At 63.0% G+C, this 16062-nt stretch carries 17 protein-coding genes; 8 read left to right on the top strand and 9 right to left on the bottom strand.

What is annotated here, in order from left to right; genetic code table 11:
* Positions 1 to 64: 64 nt before the first annotated feature.
* From ACFQ3C_RS09665 to ACFQ3C_RS09630, 8 genes are all read left to right on the top strand, one after another.
* Positions 65 to 1099 (top strand): TRAP transporter substrate-binding protein, encoded by a 1035-nt coding sequence (locus ACFQ3C_RS09665; protein ID WP_380791077.1) that lies wholly within the window; start codon positions 65 to 67, stop codon positions 1097 to 1099.
* A 79-nt stretch (positions 1100 to 1178) separates the two neighbouring features.
* Positions 1179 to 1760: a TRAP transporter small permease gene (locus ACFQ3C_RS09660; RefSeq protein ID WP_380791075.1), complete on the top strand. Its 582-nt coding sequence runs from the start codon at positions 1179 to 1181 to the stop codon at positions 1758 to 1760.
* Positions 1757 to 3082, top strand: a complete 1326-nt coding sequence (locus ACFQ3C_RS09655; RefSeq protein WP_380791073.1) for a TRAP transporter large permease — start codon at positions 1757 to 1759, stop codon at positions 3080 to 3082. The genes ACFQ3C_RS09660 and ACFQ3C_RS09655 overlap by 4 nt, the downstream gene beginning before the upstream one ends.
* Before the next feature lie 103 nt (positions 3083 to 3185).
* Positions 3186 to 3962: a crotonase/enoyl-CoA hydratase family protein gene (locus ACFQ3C_RS09650; protein WP_380791070.1), complete on the top strand. Its 777-nt coding sequence runs from the start codon at positions 3186 to 3188 to the stop codon at positions 3960 to 3962.
* 5 nt (positions 3963 to 3967) lie between these two features.
* Positions 3968 to 4471 (top strand): MarR family winged helix-turn-helix transcriptional regulator, encoded by a 504-nt coding sequence (locus ACFQ3C_RS09645; protein WP_380791067.1) that lies wholly within the window; start codon positions 3968 to 3970, stop codon positions 4469 to 4471.
* Positions 4468 to 6228 carry an AMP-binding protein gene (locus ACFQ3C_RS09640; protein ID WP_380791064.1) on the top strand — a complete coding sequence of 587 codons (1761 nt, stop codon included), beginning with the start codon at positions 4468 to 4470 and terminating at the stop codon, positions 6226 to 6228. Before ACFQ3C_RS09645 ends, ACFQ3C_RS09640 begins: the two co-directional genes overlap by 4 nt.
* Before the next feature lie 86 nt (positions 6229 to 6314).
* Positions 6315 to 7187, top strand: a complete 873-nt coding sequence (locus tag ACFQ3C_RS09635; RefSeq protein ID WP_380791061.1) for an amidohydrolase family protein — start codon at positions 6315 to 6317, stop codon at positions 7185 to 7187.
* 99 nt (positions 7188 to 7286) lie between these two features.
* Positions 7287 to 8279 carry an SLAC1 anion channel family protein gene (locus tag ACFQ3C_RS09630; protein WP_380791058.1) on the top strand — a complete coding sequence of 331 codons (993 nt, stop codon included), beginning with the start codon at positions 7287 to 7289 and terminating at the stop codon, positions 8277 to 8279.
* A 100-nt stretch (positions 8280 to 8379) separates the two neighbouring features.
* On the opposite strand, the gene ACFQ3C_RS09625 is transcribed toward ACFQ3C_RS09630, so the two are convergent.
* The 9 genes from ACFQ3C_RS09625 to ACFQ3C_RS09585 all read right to left on the bottom strand — a co-directional run bounded on the left by ACFQ3C_RS09625 (position 8380) and on the right by ACFQ3C_RS09585 (position 16058).
* A complete protein-coding gene (locus tag ACFQ3C_RS09625; protein ID WP_380791056.1) occupies positions 8380 to 9423 on the bottom strand; it encodes an NADP-dependent oxidoreductase in 1044 nt (347 codons plus the stop codon).
* Between the two features lie 70 nt (positions 9424 to 9493).
* Positions 9494 to 9901 (bottom strand): PaaI family thioesterase, encoded by a 408-nt coding sequence (locus ACFQ3C_RS09620; RefSeq protein ID WP_380791054.1) that lies wholly within the window; start codon positions 9899 to 9901, stop codon positions 9494 to 9496.
* Positions 9902 to 9903: 2 nt separating this feature from the next.
* Complete coding sequence (locus ACFQ3C_RS09615) at positions 9904 to 10938, bottom strand: phosphotransferase family protein (protein WP_380791051.1); 1035 nt, start codon at positions 10936 to 10938, stop codon at positions 9904 to 9906.
* 14 nt (positions 10939 to 10952) lie between these two features.
* Entirely contained in the window at positions 10953 to 11618 is a 666-nt protein-coding gene (locus ACFQ3C_RS09610; protein WP_380791049.1) for a histidine phosphatase family protein, read from the bottom strand.
* A complete protein-coding gene (locus ACFQ3C_RS09605; RefSeq protein WP_380791046.1) occupies positions 11611 to 12594 on the bottom strand; it encodes an NAD(P)H-dependent flavin oxidoreductase in 984 nt (327 codons plus the stop codon). The genes ACFQ3C_RS09610 and ACFQ3C_RS09605 overlap by 8 nt, the downstream gene beginning before the upstream one ends.
* A complete protein-coding gene (locus ACFQ3C_RS09600) occupies positions 12594 to 13796 on the bottom strand; it encodes an acetyl-CoA C-acyltransferase (protein ID WP_380791044.1) in 1203 nt (400 codons plus the stop codon). The genes ACFQ3C_RS09605 and ACFQ3C_RS09600 overlap by 1 nt, the downstream gene beginning before the upstream one ends.
* A gap of 18 nt (positions 13797 to 13814) precedes the next feature.
* Complete coding sequence (locus ACFQ3C_RS09595; RefSeq protein ID WP_380791042.1) at positions 13815 to 14744, bottom strand: SDR family NAD(P)-dependent oxidoreductase; 930 nt, start codon at positions 14742 to 14744, stop codon at positions 13815 to 13817.
* Entirely contained in the window at positions 14741 to 15223 is a 483-nt protein-coding gene (locus ACFQ3C_RS09590; protein WP_380791039.1) for a MaoC family dehydratase, read from the bottom strand. The genes ACFQ3C_RS09595 and ACFQ3C_RS09590 overlap by 4 nt, the downstream gene beginning before the upstream one ends.
* A 4-nt stretch (positions 15224 to 15227) precedes the next feature.
* Positions 15228 to 16058 carry an SDR family NAD(P)-dependent oxidoreductase gene (locus tag ACFQ3C_RS09585; protein ID WP_380791037.1) on the bottom strand — a complete coding sequence of 277 codons (831 nt, stop codon included), beginning with the start codon at positions 16056 to 16058 and terminating at the stop codon, positions 15228 to 15230.
* Positions 16059 to 16062 lie beyond the last annotated feature (4 nt).

Genomic DNA, 16062 nt, shown 5'->3' with positions numbered 1-16062 from the left:
GAAGACCCGCACCGGGGAATGAATGCGCCGGTCGGTATGACAACATCCTAGGGAGGATCACAGAATGACTTTCATGAAAACAGCGCTTCGCAGCGTTGCCGCCGCCGCCATGCTGGCTGGCATGAGCGTAGCCGGGCATGCACAGGAGGTGACGCTGAAGCTTCACCAGTTCCTGCCGGCGCAGGCCAACGTTCCGAAGCTGGTGCTGGATGTCTGGGCCGACAAGGTCGAGGCAGACAGCAATGGCCGCATCAAGATCGAACGGTTCCCCTCGATGCAGCTGGGCGGCACCCCGCCCGAACTGATCAACCAGGTAATTGACGGCGTGGCGGACATCGTCTGGACCGTTGCCGGCTATACGCCCGGACGCTTCCCCCAGGCCGAAGTGTTCGAACTGCCCTTCATCATGACCAATGCCGAAGCCACCAGCCGCGCCTATTGGGAATTCGCCGAAGCCAACATGCTTGACACCGAATACAAGGATTTCAAGACGCTGGCCGTCTGGGTTCATGGTCCGGGCATCATCCATTCCAAAAGCCCGATTACCTCGGTCGCGGATCTGAACGGTGTCAAGCTGCGCGCACCCACGCGCACCACGACAAAGCTGTTCACCGAACTGGGCGCGACCCCGATCGGCATGCCGGTGCCTGCCATCCCGGAATCGCTGTCCAAGGGCGTAATCGACGCGACGGTCATTCCATGGGAGGTGACAGCCGCGTTGAAAGTGGCGGAACTGGTCAGCAACCACACCACCTTCGGGGATGATGCGCTTTACACCACCTCGTTCATCTTCGCGATGAACAAGGACAAGTACAACAGCCTGCCCGATGATCTGAAAGCGGTGATCGACAACAACTCCGGCATGGAATTCTCGGCCTTCGCGGGCAAGACCATGGCGTCGGCGGACGAGCCTTCGATGAAGCTGGCGATGGATCGCGGCAACAACATCATCACCCTGACGCCCGAACAGGTTGCCGAATGGAAAGCCGCCGCCGCTGGCGTCGAAGCATCCTGGATCGAAGATCTGAACAAGACGGGCCTGGATGGCCAGGCCGTGGTTGATCAGGCGCGCGCCCTGATTGCAAAGCACACGAAGTAAGCCGTGACAAAGGGTCCCGCGGCGCTTGTGTCGCGGGACTTTCCCTTGGTTTCCTCTTCAGGCAAGGCAGGATGTACCCATGCAAAGGTTCATGAACAGTCTGGCGCGTTTCATGGCGATCCTCGGCGGTATCGTTCTGACCGCGTTGATCATACTCATCTGTGTCTCCGTGCTGGGGCGCACATTGAACGGGCTGCTGCATTCCGGCCCTGTCGTCGCTGTCCTGGGGGATTTCGCAAAGACACTGCTGGATGCAGGCGTGGGGCCGATCCTTGGGGATTTCGAACTGGTCGAAGCCGGCGTCGCCTTCGCCATCTTCGCCTTTATCCCCTTCTGCCAGATCACGGGTGGCCATGCCACGGTGGACATCTTCACCTCGGCCCTTTCGGTCAAGTCGAACCGCCTGATACAGATGGTGGTGGATATCACCTTCGCATGCGTTCTGATCCTGATCGCGATGCAGCTCTACGCGGGAATGCTGTCCAAGATGCAATACCGCGAGACAACCTTCCTTTTGCAGTTCCCCGTCTGGTGGTCCTATGCGGCCAGCCTGGTCGCCGCGGTCGTTTCGGCGGTTGTCGGGGTCTATATCGCAATCGTCCGCATGGGCGAGTTTTTCGGTAACCGTACCATCCTGTCCATCGGGGGAGCAGAGCATTGACCAACCTTGAAATCGGGATGGCCTCCTTTCCCGTCCTGCTGACACTGATCTTCCTGCGTGTGCCGATCGGGCTGGCGATGTTTCTTGTGGGGTTGTTCGGTCTGTATTTCACGACCGGCAGCTTCAACATGGCGTTTTCGCGCCTGAAGTCTGAAACCTATTCGACCTTTTCCAGCTATTCGCTGTCGATCATCCCGATGTTCCTGCTGATGGGGCATTTCGCGACCCTTGGCGGCATGTCGCAATCATTGTTCAAGGCGGCCGAGGCATGGCTTGGCCACCGCAAGGGCGGCGTTGCCATGTCAGCCGTCGGCGCCTGCGCCGGCTTTGGCGCGATCTGCGGCTCTTCGCTGGCGACGGCGGCCACGATGAGCCAGGTCGCCCTGCCCGAATTGCGCCGCTACGGCTATGCCGGGGGCTTTTCGACCGCGACCCTGGCTGCGGGCGGAACACTTGGCATCCTGATCCCGCCTTCGGTCATCCTTGTGATCTACGCGATCCTGACCGAACAGAACATCGCCAAGCTGTTCCTGTCTGCCTTCGTGCCGGGCATCCTTGCGGCCATCGGCTACATGATCACCATCGCCGTCTATGCCCGCATTCACCCCGACAGGGCCGGCACGGCACGCGAACGCATGCCCTATGGTGAGCGGCTGCGCGCCCTGCGCGATGTCTGGCCCGTGCTGACCGTCTTCCTTGTCGTTGTCGGCGGGATCTACCTGGGCGTCTTTACCCCGACGGAAGGTGCTGCCGTGGGCGCGCTGGGCACCGGTCTGATCGCGATGGTCAATGGCGGATTGAACCGGCACAGCTTTGTCGAAAGCTTCATGGCAACGGCCCGGGCCACGGCGATGATCTTTTTCATCGTCCTGGGCGCCGCGTTCTACAATGGCTTTCTTGCGCTGACCCAGTTGCCGCAATCACTGTCCACATATGTGGCCGAGCTTGGGCTGAGCCCCTGGATGGTGCTGACCGTGATCCTGCTGCTTTACCTTGTCTTCGGCGCGGTGATGGACAGCCTGTCGATGATCCTGCTGACGATCCCGATTTTCTTCCCGATCATCAGCGCCCTGGATTTCGGCATGACCCCCGAAGAGGTGGCGATCTGGTTCGGGATCCTTGTGCTGATCGTCGTCGAAGTGGGTCTGATCACGCCACCTGTGGGCATGAACCTCTTCGTGATCAATTCGATGGACCGTTTGACCCCGATGATCGAGACCTACAAGGCGGTGATGTATTTCGTCGCGTCCGACATCATCCGCGTGATCATTCTCGTGCTGTTTCCGGGCATCACCCTGTTCGCCCTGCGCCTTCTCTATTGAACAAGACGCGACCGGCGCCCCCTGTCCATAACGGGCGCCGGTTGCATTTCGCCTCAACTTGCGTCCAGATAGTTATGACACATAGCCAAAAAGGGGCCGTCCCATGTCCAGAAAGCCGATGCAGACCCTGAAACTCGAGATCGACGGCCCGGTGGCCACCCTTACGATGAACCGGCCCGACAAGCGCAACGCGATGAACGATCAGCTTCTGACAGAGCTCGACACCTTCTTTTCGCAGCCGCCGGAAGGGGTGAAGGTGGTGATCCTGACCGGGACCGAGGGGCATTTCTGTTCGGGCCTTGATCTGAGCGAGCATGTCGCCCGCGATGCCGAAGGCACGCTGCGCCATTCGCGTGGCTGGCATGGGGTGATGGACAAGATCCAGTTCTCGGGTCTTCCGGTTGTCTCGGCCATGTTCGGCGCGGTGATCGGGGGCGGGCTGGAACTGGCAACCGCGACCCATGTGCGGATCGCCGAACCTTCGGTGATCTTCCAGCTGCCCGAAGGGCGGCGCGGGATCTATGTTGGCGGTGGTGCCTCTGTCCGGGTCGGTCGCATCCTGGGGGCCGATCGGATGATCGAGATGATGCTGACGGGTCGCAAATACGACGCCGAGGAAGGTCTGCGCCTTGGCCTGTGCCACTATAGTGTCGGCCCAGGCGAGGCGATCGGACTGGCCCGGGAACTGGCTGAAAAGATCGCGCGCAACGCCGGGCTTTCGAACTATGTGATGATCCACGCGCTGGCCCGGATCGAAGACATGTCCAAGGCTGACGGGCTCTTTACCGAAAGCCTCTGCGCGGCGCTGACCCAGACCAGCCCTGATGCACAAGAGGGCCTCAAGGCGTTCCTCGAAAAGCGCAGCCCGCAGTTCCGGTGACGGCCATGATCAGCAAACAGAACCCTGTCCCACAGGTGCCATCCGACGACAGCACGGCCGCGCCCTTCGGGCTTGACCGCGCCTTGCGCGACCTCGTGGGCTATACGATGAAGCGGGCCACGAACCTGATGCAGGCTGATGCGGCACGTGTGCTTGAACCGCTCGGTCTGCGGATCACCACGTTTTCGGCGCTTTCAGTGATCTGTGACACGCCGGATGTCACCCAATCGCAACTGGCGGCCAGCCTGAACATGGAACGGTCGAACACGGTGCTGATCATCGATGCCCTGGAAGAGGCCGGCTTGATCGGTCGGCACCGCGTCCTGACGGACCGCCGATCCTTTGCCTTGCGCGCGACCCTGGCCGGAACCCGCCGCCGCCGCGCGGCTGTTGCCGCGCTTCAGGCACATGAGAATGCGATGCTGGCCGATCTCAGCCCCGAAGAACGGGCGACACTTGTCGGCTTGCTGCGCCGCATAGACCGCCGCGGACAGGAGGATGTGCAATGACCGGGTATCTGCCGCAGCAGGTCATTTCGGAAACGCGTGCCGATGGCCGGATCCTGTTGCGATCCGCCCATCCGCTGGGTCCGGTGGCCGATACGACGGGGCAATGGCTGCACCGCTGGGCAAGGGAAACGCCCGGCGCGGTTTTCCTGGCTGAACGCGCGGGCGCGGGATGGCGCGAACTGGATTACCTGACCACGTTTCAGATGGTGCAGGCGCTGGGCGGCTGGTTGATCGGGCAGGGGTTTGCCGCAACCGGTCCGGTTCTGATGCTGTCTGGCAACTCCGTCGATCACGGTCTGCTGGCGCTGGCCGCGCAATATGTCGGCATGGCCAATGTCCCGGTGGCAGAGCAATATGCCCTGATCCCCGGCGCGCATGACAGGCTGGCCTATATTGTCCGCGCAGTACGGCCTTCGCTGATCCATGTCGATGATCCGGCGATCTGCGCGGCGGCTCTGGACTTGCCGGAACTGGCCGGCATTCCCGTCATCGCCAGCCGTGCCGATCCGTCGCGCCCGTCGCTGACGATGGACCAGGCGCTGAGGGGGGATGCATCCGTGGATGTCGCCGCGGCCCATGCCGCTGTCACACCTGACACCTTGGGCAAGATCCTGTTTACATCGGGTTCGACCTCCTTGCCCAAGGGCGTGCTGACCACGCACCGCATGATGTGTGTGAACCAGACCCAGATCGCAGATGTCCTGCCGCTGCTGCGCGCGCGCCCCCCGCGCATTCTGGACTGGTTGCCATGGAACCACGTGTTCGGGGGATCGCACAATTTCAACATGATGCTGGCGAATGGTGGCGCGCTCTATATCGACGACGGCAAGCCGACCGATGCACTGTTTCCCCGCACGCTGGAAAACATGCAGATGCAGACTGGCACGCTGGCGTTCAACGTGCCCATCGGCTTTTCCCGCCAGCTTGCGGCGCTCAGGGCGGATGCTGACCTGCGTCGCCGCTTCTTCACCGGGCTCGATCTGACGTTCTACGCCGGCGCATCCTTGCCGCAGGAGGTCTGGTCAGGCTTCGCGGACATGGCCCGTGAGGTCACCGGCGAGGTGCCGTTGATGATCTCAAGCTGGGGGATGACGGAGACCGCCCCTGCGGTGCTGCTGACCCACGAGCGGATCAACCGGTCCGGTATCGTCGGCGTCCCCTTGCCGGGGACCGAGGTTTGCCTGATTCCGGAAGACGAGGGTCGCTATGAAATGCGGGTGAAGGGTCCCAATGTGCTGAAAGGCTACCTGGACGATCCGCAAAAGACGGCAGAGGCTTTTGACGCCGATGGTTTCCTGATCACGGGGGATGCCATGCGTTTCGTCGATCCCGCGGCACCTGATCGGGGGCTGTCCTTCGATGGCCGCATCTCTGATGATTTCAAGCTGACATCGGGAACATGGGTGCGGGTGGCCAGCCTGCGTGGGCAGATCCTGGCAGCACTGGAAGGGCTTGCCGCCGATGCGGTGATCACCGGCCATGACCGCGACATGCTGGGTGTGCTGATTTTCCCCGCAGGGCGACCCGAAGCCGACCTTGCCGCCCGGATCGCGGAACGCCTTGCGCCCCTGGCCAGATCCGCCACCGGATCGGCGACGCGCGTCTGTCGTGCGATGGTGATGCACGAACCGGCCAGCCTTGCCGAAGGCGAAATGACAGCCAAGGGAAACCTTAACACAAGGCGGGTTCTGACCCGAAGGGCCGCGCTTGTCGAAAGGCTTTATGCGCCCGAAGATCCCCAGGTGATCCAGCTGTGACACAGGGATGCATCATAACCCTCACGACACGTTTAGGCCGGGGCGGGACACCAGCCCCCTGTGCGAACCCGCGAAAGGACTGACCCATGATCGACCTCGACAAGATCCGCGCCATCGACATTCACACCCATGCCGAAGAACCCTGCGGATGCCATGCCGATGACGGGTATGACGATCTGCAATCCACCATGGCCAAGTATTTCGGCGCGCCCTGGTCGCATCCGCCGACGATCACGGAAACCGCAGCCCACTACCGCGCCCAGAACATCGCGGCCGTGATCTTTCCCGTCGATGCCGAACGCGAGACCGGCTATCGCCGCTACAAGAACGAAGAAGTGGCCGAACTGGCCGCCGAGAATTCCGATGTGCTGATCCCCTTCGCCTCGATCGATCCGCACAAGGGCAAGATGGGCGTCCGCGAGGCGCGCCGCCTGGTCGAGCATTACAGGATCAAGGGGTTCAAGTTCCACCCCACGTTCCAGGGGTTTTATCCCAACGAGCGCTTCGCCTATCCGCTCTATGAGGCGATCCAGGAGGCGGGCGCCATCGCCCTGTTCCATACCGGCCAGACCGGCGTGGGATCGGGGATGCGGGGCGGCAACGGGATGCGGCTGAAATATTCCAATCCCATGTATCTCGATGACGTTGCGGTCGATTTCCCCGACATGAAGATCATCATGGCGCATCCGTCCTTCCCCTGGCAGGAAGAGGCGCTGGCCGTGGCCCAGCACAAGCCCAATGTCTACATCGACCTGTCAGGCTGGTCGCCCAAGTATTTCCCGCCGATCCTTGTACGCTACGCCAATTCGATCCTGCGGAAAAAGGTCCTGTTCGGTTCCGACTGGCCCATGATCAGCCCCGAACGCTGGTTGGCGGATTTCGAGAAAATCGACATCAAGGACGAACTGCGCCCCGATATCCTCAAGAACAATGCCGCGCGCCTCTTGGGCATGATCTAGGGCGAACTGGCCAGGGGATATACCAGAGCAGGGCGTGACAATCGCGCGCCTTGCTGATGAAATGCGCGCAAGATCCGTCGCAGAAGAAAGACTCGCCTCATGCCATCGCTGACCAGCCCTGACGCCGTCCAGACCCCTGCCAGCCATAGCCAGCTGGAGCATTACCCGGTCACCTTCTTTGCGATCGTGATGGGGCTGTCCGGGCTCTCGCTGGCCCTGCATGCCTTCGAAACCGCACATGGGCTGGGATCACAGGCGTCGGGTGCGGCCTATTGGCTGACCATCGCGGCATTTCTGGCCATCGCGGCGGTCTACGCGCTGAAGGCATGGCGCTATCCGGCGGCTGTACGCGCCGAATGGAACCATCCTGTCAGGCTGGCCTTCTTCCCGGCCATCTCGATCTCGCTGCTGTTGCTGGCCACTTTGACCCTGCCACGCGCCCCCACAGTGGCCGAGCCGCTCTGGCTGTTCGGCATGGGGCTGCAAGGCGCGCTGACCATCGCCGTCATTTCCGGCTGGATCGGGCACAGGGCCTTTCAGACGCCGCATCTGTCGCCAGCCTGGTTCATACCCGCTGTTGGCAACGTGATCGTCCCGATCGCCGGGGTCCAGATGGGCTATGTCGAGATCAGCTGGTATTTCCTGTCGGTTGGCCTGATCTTCTGGGTCGTGCTGCTGACCCTGGTGATGAACCGGCTGATCTTTCACGACCCGATGCCCGGCAGGCTGCAACCCACGCTGGTCATCCTGATCGCGCCGCCTGCCGTTGGCTTTCTGGCCTGGGTGCGCCTGACCGGCGACATCGATGCTTTCGCGCGCGTGCTGATGAACGGGGCCTACCTGTTCACGCTGCTGGTGGCCGTGCAATTGCCGCGCATCGTCCGGCTGCCTTTCGCGCTGTCCTTCTGGGCCCTGTCCTTCCCATTCGCAGCCGTGACCGCCGCCAGCTTTCTCTATGCGGACCGGACAGGATCCGCGGTCCATGCCCTGTTCGGAACGGGGCTGATGGGGGTCCTGGTCATCATCATCGCCGCCTTGCTGATCAGAACCTACCGGGCCATGCGCGCGGGCGAGATCTGCCAGCCTGAATAATCCGGCCCGAAGACAGAAGGGGCGCCCCGGTCCGGACGCCCCCGTTTCTTCTTGCCGCAAATATCCCCGCCGGAGGCTCCTGCCCCCTCATCCCGGCGGATCAGGCGACTTTCACGATCTGCTTGCCGAAATTGCCACCCTTGAGCATCCGCATGAAGGCCGCAGGCGCGTTTTCCAGCCCTTCGGCAATGTCTTCCTGCACGGCGATCTGGCCCTTCGCGACCATGGGTCCGACTTCCGACAGGAAGGCCGGGAAACGGTCGAAATGATCCGAGATGATGAAACCATGCACATGCATCCGGTTCACCAGGATCGTGCGCCACAGCTTGGGCAGGTTGTCCTTGCCGGGACTGTCAGAGGCGCTGCCCAGCCCGCCCAGGTCATACCAGCTGATCATGCCGCAGACCGGGATGCGCGCGCCCACGTTCATCAGCGGGATCACCCCTTCAAGAACCTTGCCGCCGACATTTTCGAAATAGATGTCGATCCCCTTGGGGCAGACCTCGGCCAGGGCTGCGCGCATTTCGCGCCCGTCGGCATAGGCGCGGTGATCCAGGCAGACATCAAAGCCGAATTTCTCGACCGCCAGCTTGCATTTCTCGGCCCCGCCGGCGATGCCGACCACGCGCAGCCCGCGCGCCTTGGCGATCTGGCCCACCATGGACCCAACCGGGCCGGTGGCGGCGGCGACGACCAGGGTTTCGCCCTCCTTGGGGCGGCCATATTCCGTCAGGCCGAACCAGCCGGTGAAGCCGGGCATGCCCAGCACGCCAAGTGCAGCCGTGATCGGGCCATGTGACGGGTCCAGCTTGCGCAGCTCACGCCCCGGCAAACAGCCATGGCTGGCCCATCCGAACATGCCGAAGGCGATGTCGCCAGGTTTGAAATGCGGGCTGTTCGATGTGATCACCTCGCCCACGGCGCCGCCTTCCATCGTGCCTCCGACCGGCACCGGCTTGGCATAGGATTTCGCATCATCCATACGCCCCCGCATGTAAGGGTCCAGCGACATGTAGAGAACCTTGACCAGCACCTCGCCTTCGCCGGGTGTGGGCATCGGCGCATCCTCATATCTGAAATCCTCGGGCACGGGCGAGCCGCTGGGACGGCGGGCCAGAGCGATGCGTTTCATCATCTCGGTCATGGGTGATCTCCTTCATATGTGATGCGCGCCCTTTCCGGGTCGCGCCTGTGCGTGGTGTCGATAGCCTGGTCTAGCGCCCGCGATAGCGGAAAACGCCCGTCCCGGTGGCGATCAGCGTGCCCAACTCATCCTTGACCGTGCCTTCGGCAAAGAAGGTCTTGCGCCCGCCGCCGGTGACGCGCCCTTCGCCGATCATGACATTGCCCTGTGCCTGTGCGACGAAATTCACCGTCATGGACAGGGTCATCGCCATCTGGCGCGTATCGGGGTCACCTGTGTAACAGCCGCAAAACCCCATCACCGTGTCCAGCATCGTCGCGTGGACACCGCCATGCGGAATGCCGAAGCGGTTCATCAGGAAGGGCGCAAGCGGCAGTTCGAACCGGCTGTAGCCATCCGACCATCCGGTCATCACGAAACCCAGATGGGCCTGCAACGGATAGGCGTCTTCGATCAGGGCGGGATCAAGGTGGGGCATGGTCATCCTTTCCGCGCGGCGTCCAGCCCGCTTTGCGCGAACAGCGGCACGAAACTGCCCAGCTTGCGCGCCCGCTCGGGGTTCGAGGCATTGCCATCCACCGCGCGTTTCAGCACGCCTTGCAGGATGCAGCCCATGCGGAAGAAGGCGAAGGCCAGGTAGAACCCGAAATCGTCGATCCCCGGAAGCCCGCGCCGCGCGCAATAGGCGGCGATGAATTCCTCGTCCGTCATCAGCCCCTCGGCGGCGCGGTCCACCCCGGCCAACCCGCGCCCCTCATTCCCCGGTGGCATGCCCCATTGCATCAGCACGGCGGCCAGATCGGCATAGGGGTGCCCTGTCGTGGACAATTCCCAATCCAGCACGGCCAGGCATGTCGGGCTATCCTTGGCAAACAGCATGTTGTCGATGCGATAATCGCCATGCACCAGCGTCCGCTGTCCGTCATCGGGTGGAATGTTGGTGTCCAGCCAGGCGATCAGGTCTTCCATGGGCGCGATATGATCCATCTCGGAGGCGCGGTACTGCTTGGTCCAGCGGTCGATCTGGCGGCGATAATAATTGCCCTCGGGGCCGTAGTCGTTCAGACCCGTGGCAACCAGATCGACGGAATGAATGGCGGCAAGGACGCGGTTCATCTCGTCCTGCACGGCGCGGCGATCTGCGCGGGGCAGTTCGGGCAGACGCGGATCGTTGAAATGCCGTCCCTCCACCTCTTGCATCACGTAGAAGGCCGAACCGATGACGCTGTCATCCTCGCAGAGCACATGCATGCGCGCGACGGGCACGTCGCTGCCTTCCAGCGCCTTCTGGACGCGGAATTCGCGTTCGACCGCATGGGCCGATTTCAGCAGGATGCCTGGCGGCTTGCGGCGCAGCACGTACCGGCCCTTGGGCGTGATCAGCCGGAAGGTCGGGTTGCTTTGCCCGCCTGCGAATTTCTCGGCCGTGACTGGGCCCTCGAAACCCTCCAGATGTTGCGAAAGCCACGTCGCGACGGCATCGGTGTCAAGCTGGGCTGCGGCATGGGTGGTCATCGCCCTGTCCTTTCTCAGCTATAGGTCAGCAGCCGCGCTGCGTTTGCGGCTGTGATATGCGGGGTTTCATTGAAGGTGCCCAGATGCTCGCCGCGTGGTGTCACCACGATCCGGCAGAGCGAACAGTTCTTGATCTGCAACTGTAGCCGGATCATCGCATCGGCGGGCGCGCCCATCACCTCGGCCACGGATTGCCCGATCGCCCCGCCGGATGTGACGACGATCACCTGTTCGGCATCCGCTGCGGTGGCCTGCATGCGCGCATCGCGGACACGGTCCGCAAAGGCGGCATAGGGTTCCGGCGGATCAGCGATCTCGTCCTTTTGCCATTCCAGCACCGTTTCGCGCAGCGTCTTGAAATGCAGACGGCGGTCGGTGTGCAGGTCGGTGGGGCGCTCGCGGCCGCGATAACGCGCGTTCAAAAGCCCGCCAAAGTCGAATTCGTTGAAGCCGGGCAGCACGCCGGGATCGGTCGGAAAGCCAAGGGCGGTGTTGATCCCCTCCCATGTCTCGCGGTGCCGCCGCTGCGCGCCGATGAACACCGCATCCGGCCTGGCCCCAAGCGCCAAAAGCGCCTGGCCCAGTTCGCGGGACTGTTCGTGCCCCAGATCGGACAGCTTGTCATAGTCTGCCGCGCCGAAGCTGGCCTGCGCGTGACGGATCAACCAAAGCTCAGCCATTCACGATCTCGCGCATTTCGGCCTTGGCTGCATCGTATTCCTGCGCCAGCCGATCGACCAGCGCGCGCGCGGGCACAACATCCTTGACCGCGCCGATCCCTTGCCCCGCGCCCCAGATTTCCTTCCAGGACTTGGGTTTGGACCGGCCTTCGCCAAAGTTCATGGATGAGGCATCCGCCGTTTCCAGGTTGTCCGGGTCCATGCCGGCACGGATGATGGACGGCTTGAGGTAATTGCCATGCACGCCGGTGAACAGCGAAGAATAGACGATATCCTCGGCCCCGCTTTCGACGATCATCTGCTTGTAGGCCTGATCGGCATTGGCTTCTTCGGTGGCGATGAAGGGCGAGCCGATATAGGCCAGATCGGCCCCCATCGCCTGCGCGGCCAGAATCGACCGACCCGTCGAGATGGCACCCGATAAAAGCACCGGCCCGTTGAACCATTCGCGGATTTCCGAGATCAGCGCCAGTGGCGATTGCGCCCCCGCATGGCCGCCCGCACCGGCCGCGACCGCGATCAGGCCATCCGCACCCTTTTCGATGGCTTTCCTGGCAAAGCGGTTATTGATGATGTCATGCAGTGAAATGCCGCCGCAATCATGCGCGGCCTCGTTCACTTCGACCCGCGCGCCAAGGCTGGTGATCCAGATCGGGACCTTCCACTTGTGGCAAATCTCGATATCCCGTTCCAGCCGCGCGTTGGAACGATGCACGATCTGGTTGACCGCAAAAGGGGCGGCCGGGAAATCCGGGTTGGACTGGTTGTGGCGGTCCAGCTCTTCGGTGATCCGTTTCAGCCAGGCCTCCAGCATGATCGGCTCGCCCGCGGCTTCCCGCGCGTTCAGCGCGGGAAAGCTGCCGACAATGCCGGCCTTGCACTGGGCGATCACCAGATCCGGGTTCGAGATGATGAACAGCGGTGAGGCGACAACGGGGATCCGAAGCCCCTGCAACTGTTTTGGCAACTGACGCATCAAAGCACCTCGAACAGGCCAGCCGCCCCCATGCCGCCACCGACGCACATGGTGCAGACAACGTATTTCGCGCCGCGCCGCTTGCCCTCGATCAGGGCGTGGCCGACCATGCGCGCGCCCGACATGCCGTAGGGGTGGCCGATGGAAATCGCGCCGCCATTCACGTTCAGCAATTCGTCCGGGATACCCAGAACGCGCTGCGATTGCAGGACCTGGCTGGCGAAAGCTTCGTTCAGTTCCCACAGGCCGATATCGTCCATCTTCAGACCATGCGCGGCCAGCAGCTTGGGCACCGCATAGATCGGGCCGATCCCCATCTCGTCAGGCTCACATCCCGCGGCCATCACGCCGATGTAGCGGCCCAGCGGTTGCAGCCCGCGGCGCTCGGCCTCTTTCGCCTCCATCACGACCGAGGCGGATGCCCCGTCCGACAACTGCGAGGCATTGCCGGCGGTGATGAACCTGCCCTCTTTCACGACCTGGCCATCCTTGAACACCGGCGCCAGCGCCTGCAGGTTTTCCAGCGTGGTCGAGGGGCGGTTACCCTCATCCTTGGTCAGGGTCACTTCCTTGAACGAGATTTCCTTGGTGTCCTTGTCCATCACCCCCATCATCGAGGTCAGGGGCACGATCTCGTCGTCGAACTTGCCTGCGTCCTGTGCGGCGGCGGTGCGCTGCTGGGATTTCAGGGCATAGGCGTCCTGATCTTCACGGCTGACACCATAGCGCGAGGCGACGTTTTCAGCCGTCTCCAACATGGTCATGTAAAGGGCGGGCTTGTGTTCCTTGATCCAAGGGTCGCCCGCCCGGTCGGTGCGCATGTTCTGGTTCTGGACAAGGCTGATCGATTCCACGCCGCCGCCGATCACGATATCCATGCCGTCATGGACCACCTGCTTGGCGGCCGTGGCGATGGCCATCATGCCGCTGGCGCATTGACGGTCCAGCGACATGCCCGCGATCGTCACGGGCAGACCCGCGCGGATCACGGCCTGCCGGCCGATGTTGCCGCCGGTCGAGCCCTGCTGGATCGCGGCCCCGATCACGCAATCGGAAATCTCGTGCCCTTCCAGGCCCGCGCGCGACACGGCATGGCGCACGGCATGGCCGATCAATTCCTGCGCCTGGGTGTTGTTGAAGGCACCGCGATAGGCTTTGCCGATCGGGGTCCGGGCGGTCGATACGATAACGGCGTCACGCATGTCTTGTTCCTTTCAAGGTCAGTCGTTCCACGGCAGCGGCAGGCCACGGGCCTCGGCTGCCATGCGGGCATATTTGCGGGTCTGTGCGAAGGCATCCGGCATCTCGGATTGCCCTTGCGGGTCGCGGATCTGGGCCATGGCGGCCATCACGCCTTCGGGTGACAGTGCCGCGCCCTGCAATGCGACACCGGCGGTTTCGGTGATCTTCGTCTCGGTGAAACACCCCGCACCCGCGCCCATCACCATCCTGGTCGGCGCATCCTCGGACACCAGTGCCAGAAGGCCGGGGGTGATCGTTTCGGGCTGCAAGAGGTCAATCGTTTCAGGCGGAAGCAGGTTTTCCGTCATGCGCGTGGCGGCGGTAGGGGCCAGCATGTTGACGCGGATGCCGTATTTCGCCCCCTCCAGCGACAGCACGTTCATCAGCCCCAGCAACGAGGATTTGGCCGCGCCATAGTTGGACTGACCGAAATTGCCATACATGCCCGACCCCGAGGTGGTATAGACGATGCGGCCATAACCGCGTTCGACCATATGCCGCCATAGCGCATGAGTGGTATGGACCGATCCCATCAGATGCACGTCAAGCACCTTGCGGAAATCCTCCATCGTCACCTTGGCGAAGGTCTTGTCGCGCAGGATTCCCGCGTTGTTGACCAGGATGTCCACATGCCCGAATTCGGCAATCGCCTCGTCCACCATGGCCTGCACCTGCGCGGTGTCGGTGACATCCGCCCCGTTGGCGATGGCGCGCCCACCCATGGCGCGGATCTCCTCGACCACGGCGCGGGCGGCGTCTGATGACTGGCCGCTCCCGTCGGTGGAAGAACCCAGGTCGTTGACCACGACACGCGCGCCGCGTTCGGCCAGACCAAGGGCATGACACCGCCCCAGTCCCACGCCTGCGCCGGTCACGATGGCCACGCGGCCGTCAAAGCGGATGCTCATGCGCTGTCTCCTTCAAAGTAGCGCCGCGACAGCCATTCGGCCACCAGCGCGGGCTTGTCCTGACCGTCGATCTCGACGGTGACCGCAAGGGTATATTGTATCTCGCCGGGGCGGACTTCGGTGAAGTCCACCAACACGAAACGTGCCCGCACGCGGGAATTCACCCTGACCGGCGACACGAAGCGGATCTTGTTGAACCCGTAGTTGACCCCCATCACCACGCCTTCGATGGCTGGCATCTGATAGACCATGGCCGACAGCAGCGACAGGGTCAGGAAACCATGCGCGATTGTCGTGCCGAAGGGTGACTTGGCCGCGGCCTCCGGGTCGACATGGATATACTGGTGGTCATGGGTGCAATCGGCAAAGGCGTCGATCTGCGCCTGCGTGACCGTGAACCAGTCGGATACGCCGATCTCCTGGCCTTTCAGCGCCTCGAAGGCGGCACGGCTGATGTGGCTTCTGGCAGGAATGTTCATGATCCTACAGGTCCTCGTTGAACAGGCTGCCGGGGGCATTTGATTGCATGCCGCCCGAAAGCGGCAGGATCGCACCCGAGACATAGGCCCCGCCGCGCCCGCAGAGATATTGCAGCGCGCCCGCGATATCCTCGGGGATGCCGACGCGGCCCAGCGGCACGCCTTGCGCCGACTTCTTGCGGCCTTCTTCATCCGCCAGCGCGAAGGCTGTCATCTTGGACACGAAAGGCCCCGGCGCGATGGCGTTCACGGTCACGCCCTGGGGTGCAAGGTCATTGGACAGCACCCGCGTCATGTGATGCACGGCGCCTTTGGACACGGCATAGGAATAGGTCATCGTGCCTTTCGGAATATCCCCCATGACCGACCCGACATTGACCACGCGGGCCGGATCACCCTCGGACTTGGCGGCCAGCAGCAGCGGCAACAGGCTTTGGGTCAGGTGAAACATGCCCGTGACATTCAGGCGCAAGAGCTTGTCCCAGGCGTCATAGGGGTGCTCGCCCAGCGGCGCGCCCCAGGTGCGGCCTGCATTGTTCATCAGGATATGCACCCTGTCGGTGCGGCGCTGCACCTCGGCCACCATCGCGGCGATCCCTTCTTCGGTCGCGACGTCGCCGCCAAAGCCCTCGACAGAGCCGGGCACACCCAAGGCGTTGATCTCGGCCGCGACAGCCTCGCAGGCGTCGGCCTTGCGGCTGGCGATCAGCACGCGGGCGCCCGCGGCGGCCAGCCCTTCGGCGGCCATGCGCCCGATACCCGTGGCCCCGCCGGTGACCAGGGCGACCTTTCCGGTCAGGTCGAACAGATGCGCGGGCGTCAATGTCGAAGTCATGTCA

It is taken from the genome of Seohaeicola saemankumensis (assembly GCF_042678485.1).
GTDB classification, from domain to species: Bacteria; Pseudomonadota; Alphaproteobacteria; order Rhodobacterales; family Rhodobacteraceae; genus Seohaeicola; species Seohaeicola saemankumensis.
Note: the sequence above shows the minus strand (reverse complement) of the source record. Positions and strands in the feature narration are given on the sequence as shown.

What these genes read in the sequence shown, in the direction of transcription:
- ACFQ3C_RS09660 (WP_380791075.1), top strand. Translation starts at nt 1,179, where the DNA reads ATGCAAAGGTTCATGAACAGTCTGGCGCGTTTCATGGCGATCCTCGGC.
- ACFQ3C_RS09650 (WP_380791070.1), top strand. Translation starts at nt 3,186, where the DNA reads ATGTCCAGAAAGCCGATGCAGACCCTGAAACTCGAGATCGACGGCCCG.
- ACFQ3C_RS09610 (WP_380791049.1), bottom strand. Translation starts at nt 11,618, where the DNA reads ATGGCTGAGCTTTGGTTGATCCGTCACGCGCAGGCCAGCTTCGGCGCG.
- ACFQ3C_RS09595 (WP_380791042.1), bottom strand. Translation starts at nt 14,744, where the DNA reads ATGAGCATCCGCTTTGACGGCCGCGTGGCCATCGTGACCGGCGCAGGC.
- ACFQ3C_RS09625 (WP_380791056.1), bottom strand. Translation starts at nt 9,423, where the DNA reads ATGACCGAGATGATGAAACGCATCGCTCTGGCCCGCCGTCCCAGCGGC.
- ACFQ3C_RS09635 (WP_380791061.1), top strand. Translation starts at nt 6,315, where the DNA reads ATGATCGACCTCGACAAGATCCGCGCCATCGACATTCACACCCATGCC.
- ACFQ3C_RS09615 (WP_380791051.1), bottom strand. Translation starts at nt 10,938, where the DNA reads ATGACCACCCATGCCGCAGCCCAGCTTGACACCGATGCCGTCGCGACG.
- ACFQ3C_RS09590 (WP_380791039.1), bottom strand. Translation starts at nt 15,223, where the DNA reads ATGAACATTCCTGCCAGAAGCCACATCAGCCGTGCCGCCTTCGAGGCG.
- ACFQ3C_RS09645 (WP_380791067.1), top strand. Translation starts at nt 3,968, where the DNA reads ATGATCAGCAAACAGAACCCTGTCCCACAGGTGCCATCCGACGACAGC.
- ACFQ3C_RS09605 (WP_380791046.1), bottom strand. Translation starts at nt 12,594, where the DNA reads ATGCGTCAGTTGCCAAAACAGTTGCAGGGGCTTCGGATCCCCGTTGTC.
- ACFQ3C_RS09630 (WP_380791058.1), top strand. Translation starts at nt 7,287, where the DNA reads ATGCCATCGCTGACCAGCCCTGACGCCGTCCAGACCCCTGCCAGCCAT.
- ACFQ3C_RS09620 (WP_380791054.1), bottom strand. Translation starts at nt 9,901, where the DNA reads ATGCCCCACCTTGATCCCGCCCTGATCGAAGACGCCTATCCGTTGCAG.
- ACFQ3C_RS09665 (WP_380791077.1), top strand. Translation starts at nt 65, where the DNA reads ATGACTTTCATGAAAACAGCGCTTCGCAGCGTTGCCGCCGCCGCCATG.
- ACFQ3C_RS09585 (WP_380791037.1), bottom strand. Translation starts at nt 16,058, where the DNA reads ATGACTTCGACATTGACGCCCGCGCATCTGTTCGACCTGACCGGAAAG.
- ACFQ3C_RS09640 (WP_380791064.1), top strand. Translation starts at nt 4,468, where the DNA reads ATGACCGGGTATCTGCCGCAGCAGGTCATTTCGGAAACGCGTGCCGAT.
- ACFQ3C_RS09600 (WP_380791044.1), bottom strand. Translation starts at nt 13,796, where the DNA reads ATGCGTGACGCCGTTATCGTATCGACCGCCCGGACCCCGATCGGCAAA.